11 protein-coding genes are annotated in these 11212 nt (G+C 67.4%); all 11 read right to left on the bottom strand.

Going from position 1 to position 11212, the window contains the following annotated elements:
• Nucleotides 1-117: 117 nt before the first annotated feature.
• The 11 genes from ABZ815_RS49865 to ABZ815_RS49815 all read right to left on the bottom strand — a co-directional run bounded on the left by ABZ815_RS49865 (nt 118) and on the right by ABZ815_RS49815 (nt 11154).
• On the bottom strand, nt 118-732 hold the full coding sequence (locus tag ABZ815_RS49865) for a hypothetical protein (protein ID WP_357709762.1): 615 nt from the start codon (nt 730-732) through the stop codon (nt 118-120).
• Entirely contained in the window at nt 729-1628 is a 900-nt protein-coding gene (locus ABZ815_RS49860; protein ID WP_357709760.1) for a hypothetical protein, read from the bottom strand. The genes ABZ815_RS49865 and ABZ815_RS49860 overlap by 4 nt, the downstream gene beginning before the upstream one ends.
• A 144-nt stretch (nt 1629-1772) precedes the next feature.
• Nucleotides 1773-2048: a hypothetical protein gene (locus ABZ815_RS49855; RefSeq protein ID WP_357709758.1), complete on the bottom strand. Its 276-nt coding sequence runs from the start codon at nt 2046-2048 to the stop codon at nt 1773-1775.
• 90 nt (nt 2049-2138) lie between these two features.
• Nucleotides 2139-2510: a hypothetical protein gene (locus ABZ815_RS49850; protein ID WP_357709757.1), complete on the bottom strand. Its 372-nt coding sequence runs from the start codon at nt 2508-2510 to the stop codon at nt 2139-2141.
• The gene (locus tag ABZ815_RS49845) at nt 2507-2746 is read right to left on the bottom strand and encodes a hypothetical protein (protein WP_357709755.1); all 240 of its coding nucleotides are present in this window, start codon (nt 2744-2746) and stop codon (nt 2507-2509) included. The genes ABZ815_RS49850 and ABZ815_RS49845 overlap by 4 nt, the downstream gene beginning before the upstream one ends.
• 85 nt (nt 2747-2831) lie before the next feature.
• Nucleotides 2832-3050, bottom strand: coding sequence for an endonuclease domain-containing protein (locus ABZ815_RS49840; RefSeq protein ID WP_357709753.1), 219 nt, complete (start codon nt 3048-3050; stop codon nt 2832-2834).
• Between the two features lie 930 nt (nt 3051-3980).
• Nucleotides 3981-4553: a hypothetical protein gene (locus ABZ815_RS49835; RefSeq protein ID WP_357709751.1), complete on the bottom strand. Its 573-nt coding sequence runs from the start codon at nt 4551-4553 to the stop codon at nt 3981-3983.
• 71 nt (nt 4554-4624) lie between these two features.
• Nucleotides 4625-5341, bottom strand: coding sequence for a hypothetical protein (locus ABZ815_RS49830; protein ID WP_357709749.1), 717 nt, complete (start codon nt 5339-5341; stop codon nt 4625-4627).
• A 34-nt stretch (nt 5342-5375) separates the two neighbouring features.
• On the bottom strand, nt 5376-5753 hold the full coding sequence (locus tag ABZ815_RS49825) for a hypothetical protein (RefSeq protein WP_357709747.1): 378 nt from the start codon (nt 5751-5753) through the stop codon (nt 5376-5378).
• Nucleotides 5754-5999: 246 nt separating this feature from the next.
• Nucleotides 6000-7994 carry a recombinase family protein gene (locus ABZ815_RS49820; protein ID WP_357709745.1) on the bottom strand — a complete coding sequence of 665 codons (1995 nt, stop codon included), beginning with the start codon at nt 7992-7994 and terminating at the stop codon, nt 6000-6002.
• Nucleotides 7900-11154, bottom strand: coding sequence for an efflux RND transporter permease subunit (locus tag ABZ815_RS49815; RefSeq protein ID WP_357709743.1), 3255 nt, complete (start codon nt 11152-11154; stop codon nt 7900-7902). The genes ABZ815_RS49820 and ABZ815_RS49815 overlap by 95 nt, the downstream gene beginning before the upstream one ends.
• Nucleotides 11155-11212 lie beyond the last annotated feature (58 nt).

Here is an 11212-nt window from a genome sequence, read left to right as displayed (position 1 = left end):
TGGGGGGGGGGGGTGTGGGGGGGGGGGGGGGGGGGGGGGGGGGGTGGTTGGGTGGGGGGGGGGGGGGGGGGGGGGGGGGGGGGGCGGGCCCCCCCCCCCCCCCACGCCGGTGGTTGGTCAGAGGGGTGAGGGCAGCCCGTGGCTGGCGATGATCTTCAGGTTGTCGGGGTCGGGTCTGCCAGGGGTGACGAGCCGGATGTGCGGGCTGCGCGGGTAGGTGAGCGACACGCCGGTCATGACGGACCCGCCGGGGAGCGCGATGGTGTCCATGCGGTAGTCCGCCATCGGGAACCGCACCGCGTACCAGGGGTCGGCCGGTTGGCCAGCTCGCAGCGCCATCGGGAGCGGATCCCAGGTGGCGCAGTGGCAGCGCGGGTCACCGCACCGATCCCGATCGGAGCGTGCCACGGTCCGGTACTGGTCCAGGCGGCCCGACAGCATCGGGCACACCTGGACGCTGTAGTCGGCGCACCACCGGTGCTGGGCGGGCTCGTTGACCAGGCCCCGGTCGAAGTCCCCCGGGCGGGCCATCACCACGGCGGTGCCGCGAGGACTGCTGATCTCCTTGCCGCAGAGCTGGCACTGCTGGCCCGCAAGGAAGTCGCCCACGATGCTGTGGTCGACCTCGCCGAGGATCGGCGTGCCGTCGAGGTGGCGCAGAGTGATCTTCGGGACGATGACACCTCGCCACAGCGGTTCGTCGGCGAGCTGCGGGGGACGGGCCACGTTCACGCCTCCTCCCCCGCGGCCCTGACGAGCGCGGCCTGGGCGGCGGCGGCTTCCTCCTGCTCGGCCAGCTCGGCGGCGAGCTGGCCGACCTGCTCACGCAGCCGCTCCGCGCGCCGGTCGTGGCCGGCCTTGCGGGAAGGGGCGTGGTGGCGGTCGTGCGCGGCGCGCAACTCGTCCAGGCCGGGCTGCCCCAGCCAGTGCTGGGTGAGCTTGAAGATGATGCGGCGGGTGGCCTGCTCGGTCTTCTCGGGCACCCTGTTGGAGGAGTAGCGTCCGGGGCGGCCGACCCACGGGCCCGACTTGCCGTCCTTGGTGATGTCGTCGGCGTTGTAGGTGCCGTCACCCGCCAGGGTGATGCCGTTGATGGTGGGGGCACCGGGCCGGGTTCGGCTGCCGTCGCGGTAGTGGTAGTCCTCGCCGTCGCGGGCGTCGCCGTACTGGACGCGCAGGGCGTTGCGTCGGCGGCCTCCCCCGTGGGCGGCGCGGTCGTATTCGAGGCTGTCGGGGCCGATCCAGAACACGCCGACGCGGACGACGGCGTACCGGGTGCGGCCCTGATCGTCGTGGGAGACGTGCACCCGCAGCGCCTTCGTCCCCTTGCCGCCGGGGCGGGGGACGCTGATAACGAAGCTGTTGGTGCCCTCGACGTGGTCGCCATCGCGGTAGGGGTCGGCGCCGAGCTGGCTGAGGACTTCCTCGATGTCGAGGCCGCCGGCCTCCTTCAGCTGGGTGGCCGCCTCGATGAGGACGTCGCTGCGCGAGGGGATGCGGCCGGACTCGGGCAGGTAGACGGGGCAGGTGGGCGGGCAGTCCTTCGGTCCTTCGGTGCGGCACAGGATGCAGATGACGCCGTCCTTGGGGACGGTCTGGGAGACGTCGTAGACAGCCGTGCCGACCATCGCGCCACGGCGGCGGCGGGTCACCTCCTCGGTCTCGCCGGTGTCCGGGTTCTCCCGCTGCTCGCGGCGGGTGCCCTTGTAGAGGGATTCGACCCACAGCGGGACGGCGCCCTCGCGGAGCTGGCGGCCTTCGCCGCCCCACCACTACTCGCCCTGCACGCGGGTCGCGCCCGGGTCCTGCGCCCACAGCCGCATGCTGTTGGCGAAGGTGTGCCGGTTGTAGTGCGGGAATTGGGCGGCGTACAGCCGGAACTCGTCCAGGACGGCCGGATTGTCGCGGATCTCGGCGGCGGTCACCTGGCAGGAGGCGGCGGCCCAGGAGTTGCCCATGAGCTGCTGGGCGCGCCAGGCCGCCCACTCCTCGTCGGTCATCTCGGCGGAGCGGCCGGTCTTGGGCCGTTCGATCGGAGGGAGGATCATGCGTGGTGCCTTTCGTGCTGTGTTTCGGGGCGGGGCGAGCCGGCCCAATGACGCTGGTCCAGCTCGCCCCATGGCGTGCTAGCGGTACCGCTAGCGGAAAAGAGCGATCACGTCGGGGTGGCGTGTGATCACCCGGTGGTCCAGGCAGCACTCGTCGTGCCGCTGGATGCGCTCGCGCGTCCGTACTGCGCTGCGCCAGGTGGTGCACAGCAGCTCCACGTGGCCGCCGTCGCAGACGACGTGCCACCAGTTGGGGAGCGGCCGCCCAGCGGGGTCGGCGCTGGACAGCCCGCCACGGCGCAGCTCGACCACGACGACGTCGCTGCCCATGACCGCGGCGAGAACCTCGGGGCGACTCCCGAACAGGCCGGGCAGAGGAGTGACCTCCAGATCGTCGCCGGTCGGCCCGTACGGGCGGACGTCGGCGAGGCGGTAGCCGGTGACCTTCGACCCGGTGCTCACGGCGTCGCCTGCGCGAGCAGGGTCTCGGGGCAGCCGCTCTCGCGTGCGCTGGCCTCGCACAGCCCGTACCGCCAGTCGGGGTTGTGGCTGATGAGCGCCACGACGGACATGTCGGGGCAATTCGGGGAGCAGCCGCACGCCCAGTCCTTCTCACGGGGCAGGATGAGCGGCCCCCATGACCACGACTGATCAGCCGCGGGCGGGTGTCTGTCGGGCGAGGATTCGAGGAGGCTCATGCGGCAGTCGCCTTCCTGAGGTTCTTCTTGCAGACGGGCCCGATCGCCTCGGCGATCAGCCGATGATGTTGGGTGGTCATCCTGGTTACTCCTGGCGAAATGAACGGGTCAGATATTCGATGGCGCTGTGGAGGATTGCCACGTCCTCGCGCAGTTGGCCCAGGCCGGTGTTGCAGCGGCTGCAGAGAAAGCCACGGAATCTGCCGGTCTGGTGGTCATGGTCGAGGTGCAGCCGGATCTCGCCCGGAGCGGGCGTCCGGTAGCAGATCTCGCATTGATGGCCCCGCTCCTCCCACGCGGCCATCACCTCTGCGAATGAGAGGCCGAGCATTCTGCATGATTGGCGGATATTTCTCCGAAGCGCCCATTCGGGATCGTTAGCGAGACGCTCCTTTACCCGTGAGCGTTCGGCGGTCCTGCGGCGCTTTCGCTCCTCTTGCGAGAGTGCCGCCCAACGCTCGCGCGCCTGGCGGTTCTGACAAGCTCGACAGCGCGACTGGCGCTTCCAGCCCGTCGCGTGTGGTCGCCACGAGAACTGCTCAATCGGAAGCGTCTTGTTGCAGCCGGTACAGGTGCGCTCGGATTCTTCGTGCCTAGCTGCCTGGTACCGGCGGTAGCATGCCTCACAAAGGTGGTGTCTGCGGTTCTTCCTTTCTCCGCACGACGGACATGTGGTCGTCCTGATTGACTGGTCATAGTGCCGGGAGCACATGCCCTTGCTACGGACAGGGCCGTCGCAGCCTTCGATGGTACAAATTCGGCCCTTGGCCGACTGATAGATCCGGCGAGGCGGCCCAAGCTCGCCAATGCGCAGCCAGCGGGCATAGCAGCGAGAACAGAGTTCTGAGCAGCGCACAGGCTGGTCACAGCCCTCGTTCTTGCAGACGCCCTTGATCATGAAACGATGTCTCCTCATCTCGGTGTGGGGTGGACCCGGGTAAATGAGGCTGGAGGGGGTGCTAGATCAGGCCCATCTGGTGCAGGGGCGACACGGACTCTGCCAGGCCGACGAGAGCGTCGCCAAAAGACTCCGCCAGGAGGTCAGCCTCAGATCATCCGGATAGAATGCAACGCTCATGTTGTTAGCGATTTCGCTAGCAACTAAGACTGCACGCAACCCGGCGAAACGCGCCTCCACCATCGGCGATAGATTCAGGCAGCCATCTTGCTGAGCCGGCGGTGGTATCAGCATTGCCTTCGGCTGTGACGCAGGGGCGCCCTAGGGCCGGATAAGTTAACGCGATAGATAGTCGCGAATATTCACCGGTGGCCTATTCTCGACTTCGGCGATGAAATCCCGCCAAACGTCAAGTACTTCCTGATCTGAGTCCACCTGCAAGCGGGACCGCAGTTGAGCTAGCAGGTGAGTCACGTATGTTTTGGGCTGGCCGATGTCAGCGGCAGTCTCTTCCTGTGTCATTCCTCTGGCCATGAGTGTCAGGACATCTATCTGCCTGGCATTTAGCGAGCGAAGAACGCGATCTCGCAGAACTGCTTGTCTGATGCGTGTTTCGGCAAGAGATCCAGCCGCAGCGAGCAGTTCCCGCACCCGTTCCTCGCGCTCACTTTCATCAAGCTCCGGGGAGACTACCTGAGACGCCAAATCTTGAACCTGGGCCTCTTGGGCGGCAAGGTCAATCTGGACGCCACCGGGAAGCTGAAGTGAAGTGACACGGTCGATCAATCGACCGAAGGCGTCACGGTGCCGCCGCATGATCAACCAGACTGCGATAACAACCGCGATCGGCCATGCAGTAGCGCCGATGAGGCCACCTGTAGCTTCGATGAGTTTCGCCCAAGCCTCCACAGCGCGAGTCTGTCACTCCCGCCTTGCGTCCGCCCCTGGATGCGACACATTCGTAAGGCATACGCCTTTCGCTAGGCATAGTGGCCGGAGTTGGCGCAGACGGGCTGGCCGTCCATGGTGCAGGTGACAGCGCGGCCATCGCAGGTGCGGCAGGTTTCTCGCTGGCGGATGATGTCGAGCGCCTTCCCGATCGCGTCGCACGCGGTCACAACGAGCCGCTGCTTGCATGCGGTGTCGGCGGTGTCGAGGTCACACCCTTCGGCGGTGAGCCTGTCGTCCACGGCAGCGCGAACGGCACTGATCAGCAGTAGTTCGATGCCGGTCACGTCAAGACCGTGAGCAGCGCCTTCGGCCTGGGCGGCGGTGAACGTGGCGACGAGGAGTGCGTCGTGCAGCGAGCCGTTCTCGTCAAGTCTCGCGCGGCCGGCGAGGTAGTAGGCCAGCGGGCGGCCTTCGCGGTACTCGACGGCAGCCGGTGCCGCGTCGGGGTCAGCGGGGGTGACCTCGTGCAGGTCCTCGTCGGGGTAGCCGTCGCCTTCCCCCGTCAGCTTCCAGCCATGGGCATCGAGCAGCGCTTCCAGGGCGGGGGCGTTCTCATCGAGGGGTACGCCGGTGTCGAGGATGGCAACGACGCGAGGCAGCGCGATCAGCGTGGTCACGCCATCCTCGACGTGCTCCTCGGCTTCGGCGACGACCACCAGGTGGTGAGGAGGAAGGGGGGCACCGTCCAGGTTGAGGTCGAACATTCCGCGCTCGTCGACGGCGACCGCCTGGTATCGGGTGGTCATGGTGGATCCTTTCAGCATGCGGTTTCGCTAGCGGCTAGTGGCGTGCGAGTTCGTAGGAGCGGGCGATGATGCGGGAAGCGGTCTCGCAGACGCCGAAGTCGTGCGGCAGCAGGACCCAGCCGTCTTCGATCAGGTGCTGATGCTCGGCCTCCAGGTAGTCCTCGAAGCTCTGATCCGAGGCCGGGCCGTCGTCGCCTTCGTGGAGCTCGTTCTCGCCGTAGTGGTCGAGGGCGTCAGGGGCGAAGAAGTCCTTGTCGGCCTGGTCGCCGCTGAAGTGCAGCATCCAGACATCGCCTCTGGGGGTGATGTCGCCCATGTAGTTCGTCTGGCCGGGCAGGTGGATGGTGAGGTGGTAGACCTCGATGCCGACCGCGAGCTGGGGTGCGTTGCGGGTGTAGAGCCGAGTGATCATTGCCGCTCCCTGGGAGGCGTTTTCCCTGGTCAGTGTGGGTTTTGGTTTAGTGCGGGTGATCAGATTTGCAGACTCAGCGCGAGAGTGCAATGACTCTGAGAAAATCCCCGGAGGGTGACACGGGGACGCGTCGCAGAACGAACGCAGACCGCTTGAACCGACGTGCAGACCAACATGGATGCGATACGCATCCATGCACGCTCAGCGACCGCTACAGACGCAGCTAGCTATATGTCAGCGAATCCGCTAGCAGCGCTGCTGCGCGAGCTGGTAGCAGGTTCGCTTTCCCTTACCTCCGCGCACGATAAGACCATCCCCCTGCAAGGCGGCCAGTGCCCGACCAACAGTTCCGACAGAGGACCCCACAGCGATTCTCATCTCCCGAGCGCCGATCGGCTCCCCCTCCCTCTCGGCCAGCATGCGCAGGATGGCATCCCTCACTCGTTCCGCTTCAGCGCGAGCACCCAAGAGAATGCCGGGACGCTTAGCGAGCCGGTAGCGGGTGCTGCTAGTTCTGCCTTCCCGCGTCACCAAGCCGTCAGCGAGCAACTGCCCGATGGCGCGACCGAGAGTCGGATGGGACGTCGGCACGACACGCAGCAGCTCCGAGGCCGCCATCGACGCCTCTCCCCTAGCCTGCATCGCTGCCAGAATGCCGTCCTTGACCTCATCGAGCCGCAGGCGGCTCTGCAATGAAACTCGCTTCGGCTTCGCCTCGAACAGCGGATGCACCCACAGCCAGGCCGGCGCGTACGGAGGCTTCTCGATCTCCAGCTTGGCGACAATCTGCATGAGCAGGGCTCGACGATCCAGCACGGCGAGCGTCGGCCACTCCTCGATAAGCCCTCGCATCACCGGAACGGCCTCGCGCGGGTCCATCCTCGCCTCATCCGCCGGTTGCGACTCCAAGGCACTTATCAGCCGATCCCGTTCGGCCAGCAACTCGTCGCGCACTCGTATGTAGGAGTCCTCAGGCAGCAGACCCTTCGCGAACTGCATCGTCTGCCGGTCCAAGTCCTCGTTGACACGCACCAGTTCCTTCTTGAGCCATTCCAGGTTCGCTTCCGGCCGCGGAGGTTCCGGCTCGATCGCGAACGACTCGGCCGCCGCCTCGATCTCGGGTGCCCACTCGGCGAGCAGTTGCAGCAGGGCTTCTTCCACCACCGCCAAGAGCGCGAACCTCGACCCGCACACCACCTCGTCATGCCGAGCCCTTGAGCCGCAGATAAAGCCCTTCTGATGCCTGTTCAGGTGCATCCCGCCGCCGCAGTGCCAGCAGCTGATGAACCCGGTGAACTGGTGCATGGAGTGCGACGGCCGTGTGACCTTGGCAGCTCTCAGCGCGAGGTACCGCTTCCACAACTCGTCGCTGATGAGAGGCGCGTGCACGCCCGGACGAAACACTCTCCGCTGGCAGCGGGACGCCTTGGCGCACCTGCATTCGGGATCGTGAATCTGCAGCAGGCCGGCCGCGAAGCCGCGGTCCATGACCTGGCGGATGGTCTCGGCACTCCACGGCAGACCACCCTCGGTGGTGAACCCGTGCCGATTCAGCCGCGTGGCGAGCGCGGCAAAATTCTGATCGGCCACGTACGATACGTAGCAGCCGGCGAACACCAGGGCGGCGCCGGACTGCACATCAGGCTCGTAGCGTTCCTCGCCATCGGAAGGGTCGCGCAACGTCCGATTCGGATCGAGCGGGTGCGGCTGCCGGCCCCGCCGCACATACCCGAAGTACTCTCCACCGAACGGCGGGAGCCCCCGCGCCAGACGGTTCTGAAACGCCTCCGCCCACTGCTCGCCCGCCCGGTCACTCTCGAAGGCGGCCAGCTCCATCAGCATGCCGCGGGTGAACTTGCCGACCGCGGTGGTGGCATCCACCTCTTCGGTGGCAGACACCAGGTCGCCACCCGCCGTCTCCAACCGTGCGAGGTTGAGCTGGTTGCCCATGCGGTTACGGCCGAAGCGGGAGTACTTCCACACGAGGATCGCCTTGGCGGTCCCCTTCTCCACTTGGGAGATGGCCGCCATGATCGTCCGCTGGAAGTTCCTCCCGGACACGTCAAGATCTTCTATCCAGCCGCCGTCCGGCCAAGCGCCCGGCGGGATGCAGTAACCCCGCCGGGCGGCTAACGCCTCGATGGCATCACGCTGGATTGCTGGCGAGATCTTTTCCTCCAGCATCATCGACACTCTCACGTAGCCGATGGCTGGAATCAGCGTGGCGCGGTCCTCGATCACGCTTCCGAGTTATAGCAACAACAAGGGTGGGGACCAGCACCAGCGTCAGAAGCGTCGACGACACCAGGCCGCCGATCACCACGATCGCCAGCGGCTGCGAGATGAACCCGCCCGACCCGGTCACCCCCAGCGCCATCGGCGTCAGCGCGCAGATCGTGGCCACCGCCGTCATCAGGATCGGCCGCAACCTGCGCCGGCCGCCCTCGATCACCGCCTCCACCACGCCCAGCCCCTGCTCCCGGTACTGGTTGATCAGGTCGATCAGCACGATCGCGTTCGTCACCACGATGCCGATCAGCATCAGCATGCCGATCAACGCCGGCACGCCCAACGCGGTGTCGGTCGCCACCAGCAGCCCCACCGCGCCGGTCGCCGCGAACGGCACCGACACCAGCAGGATCAGCGGCTGGACGAAGCTCCGGAACGTCGCCACCATGATCATGAACACGATCGCGATCGCCGCCAGCATCGCCATGCCCAGATCGGAGAACGCGTCCGCCTGGTCCGCCGACGCGCCGCCGATCTCGTACCGGGCGCCTGCGGTCAGCGCCACCGAGTCCAGCTTCGTCGTCAGCTCCTGCGTCACGGTGCCCAGATCGGCCGCTTCCACCTTGCCCGACACCGTCGCGGAACGCTCACCGTCGATCCTGGTCACCTGCGTCGGACCGGCCACCTGCTTCACCTCGGCCACCGACGACAACTTCACCAGACCCGCCGCCGTCGGCAGCTTCAGGCCCTCGATCGCCTTGAGGTCGTCGGGAGCGTCACCACCGCGCAGCACCAGGTCGCTGCTGCGGCCGTCCAGGGTGATCTGGCCCAGCGGCGCGCCACGGAACGCCTGCGCCACCGCCTGACCCACCTGCGCCTCCGACAGCCCCTTGGCCGCCGCCTTCTCCCGGTCGACGGCGACCTCGATGCGCGGCGCGCTGGCCTCCAGGTTCGACGACAGGTCACGCACACCCTTCACCTGACCCATCGCGCTCTTGACCGAGTCGGTCGCCGTGCGCAGCGTCTCGGCGTCGGGCGCCTGCACGATCACGCTCACCGTGTCGGAGGAGAACCCGCCCCCACCGGCGCCGCCGACGGTGACCTCACCGACCCCGGACAGGCCCGTGATCTTCTCCCGGAGCTGCTGCTCCACGGTCGCCGGCTCGACGCCGTCCTTGACCGTCACCGAGTACGACGCCCGGTCCGCGCCGCCGCCCACGCCACCCTGCATGGCGTTGCCGCCGCCCACGTTCACCTGGTACGTCTCCACACCGGCCAACCCCGACAGCACGCCCTCCACCTTCTCGGCGGCCTTGTCCGTCGTGGCCAGATCGGTGCCGACCGGCATCTTCTGCGTCAGCGAGATCGTGTTCTGCCCGGAGGAGTCCAGGAAGTTCGTCCGCAGACCGCCCGCCAGGCCCATCGTCCCGACGAACACCGCCACCCCGATCAGCACCGTCACCAGCTTGAACCGCGTGGCGAACCGCAGCACCGGCAGGTACGCCCGCTGCAACGGGCTGCGCAGCTCCTTAGCCTCGGCCTCCTCACGCTGGGCCCGCGCCTGCTCCGGCGACAACGCCGGCGCCTTGAGGAACCAGTACGCCAGCACCGGCACCACCGTCAGCGACACCACCAGCGAGGCCAGCAACGCCACCGCCACCGTCACCGCGAACGGCCGGAACAGCTCGCCCACCATGCCGCCCACGATCGCGATGGGCGCGAACACCGCCACCGTCGTCAGCGTCGAGGCCGTCACCGCCCCCGACACCTCCCGCACCGCGGTCAAGATCGCCTGCAGCTTGGCCTCGCCGTAACCCAGATGGCGCTTGATGTTCTCCAGCACCACGATCGAGTCGTCGACCACCCGGCCCACCGCGATCGTCAGCGCGCCCAGCGTCAGCATGTTGAGCGAGTAGTCACCCGCCCACAGCGCGAGCAGCGCGATCACCACCGACAGCGGGATCGACACCGCCGTCACCAGCGTCGAACGCACCGACAGCAGGAACACCAGGATGACCAGCACCGCGAACGCCAGCCCCAGCAGGCCCTCGGTGGTGAGATTCTCGATCGACTCCTCCACGTACGGCGCCTGGTCGAACACCACCGACACCTGCGTGTCGGAGGAGTCGCCCAGCGACCGCGTCAGCTCCGGCAGCTTCTCGCGGATCTCACGCGAGATCGTCACCGCGTTGCCGTCGGGCGTCATCGTCACCGACACGCCGAGGCTCGTCTTACCGTCGGTACGGGTGATCGTCGAGGCGTCGGCCAGACCCCGCTTGATCTCGGCCACCTCGCCCAGCTTGACCGGCTTGAGCGGCTTGGGACGCACCGCCTGCTGCGGCACCGCCGTCCGGCTCGTCTGCGCCGGCTGCCCGGCCTGCGGGCGGCCCTGCGTCTGAGGCTGCTGAGGCTGCGAGGGCTGGGCGACCTGCGGCTGCGCGGGCGTCAGGTAGAGGTTCTTCAGCTTCTCCAGCGAGTCGACCCGCGAACCCACCTGCACGGTCAGCGACCTGCCGTCGGCGGTCAGCGACCCGGCCGGGATCGGCGTGCCGTTCGCCTTGAGCACCTCGGGGATCTGCGCCGCCGACACCCCGGCCAGCGCCATCTTCTTCATGTCCGGCTCGATCGTGACGACCTCGTCGCGGGTGCCGGTGACCGCCGCCTCGCGCACCCCCTCGACACTCTGCAACTCCGGCACCATGATCCGGCGCAGCTTGTCGGCCATCGCCCGCTCGTCACCGCCGTCGCCCACCGCCAGCACCAGCACCGGGATGTCATCGGTGTTGCCCGCCACCACCTGCGGATCGACGCCCTGCGGGAGCGTGATCCTGGCGACGGCCTGCTGCATCTTGTTCAGCGACGCCTCGATGTCGGTGCCGTACTCGAAGGCCACCTGGATCTGGGCCAGGCCCTCCTTCGACGTGGAGGTCATCTGCTCCATGCCGGGAATCCCCTGGAAGGAGTCCTCGATCGGCTTCGTCACCTGATCTTCGACGATCTCCGGCGAGGCGCCGGGGAAGGGCGCGATGACGAACGCGCCCGGGAACGCCAACGACGGCAGGAGCTGCTGCTTCAACTGCGGAATCGTGAACGCGCCGAACGCGGTGATCACGACCGCCACCAAGATCACAAGACTGCGGTTGACCAGACTCAACCGGGCGAAAGCGGTCATAGGCTCCCCTCCAAGAGTTCGCCCCAGACTAACACTTTGCCTAATACGAATATTTAGC

The sequence above is a fragment of the Nonomuraea sp. NPDC047529 genome (assembly GCF_040642995.1).
In the GTDB taxonomy this organism is placed as follows: Bacteria; Actinomycetota; Actinomycetes; order Streptosporangiales; family Streptosporangiaceae; genus Nonomuraea.
This window is presented reverse-complemented; position numbering and strand designations above follow the sequence as displayed.

Bases quoted from the DNA above. Each gene is read 5' to 3' on its own strand.
- ABZ815_RS49840 (WP_357709753.1), bottom strand. From the start codon at position 3,050: ATGGCCGCGTGGGAGGAGCGGGGCCATCAATGCGAGATCTGCTACCGG.
- ABZ815_RS49815 (WP_357709743.1), bottom strand. From the start codon at position 11,154: ATGACCGCTTTCGCCCGGTTGAGTCTGGTCAACCGCAGTCTTGTGATC.
- ABZ815_RS49845 (WP_357709755.1), bottom strand. From the start codon at position 2,746: ATGAGCCTCCTCGAATCCTCGCCCGACAGACACCCGCCCGCGGCTGAT.
- ABZ815_RS49860 (WP_357709760.1), bottom strand. From the start codon at position 1,628: ATGGTCGGCACGGCTGTCTACGACGTCTCCCAGACCGTCCCCAAGGAC.
- ABZ815_RS49855 (WP_357709758.1), bottom strand. From the start codon at position 2,048: ATGATCCTCCCTCCGATCGAACGGCCCAAGACCGGCCGCTCCGCCGAG.
- ABZ815_RS49830 (WP_357709749.1), bottom strand. From the start codon at position 5,341: ATGACCACCCGATACCAGGCGGTCGCCGTCGACGAGCGCGGAATGTTC.
- ABZ815_RS49825 (WP_357709747.1), bottom strand. From the start codon at position 5,753: ATGATCACTCGGCTCTACACCCGCAACGCACCCCAGCTCGCGGTCGGC.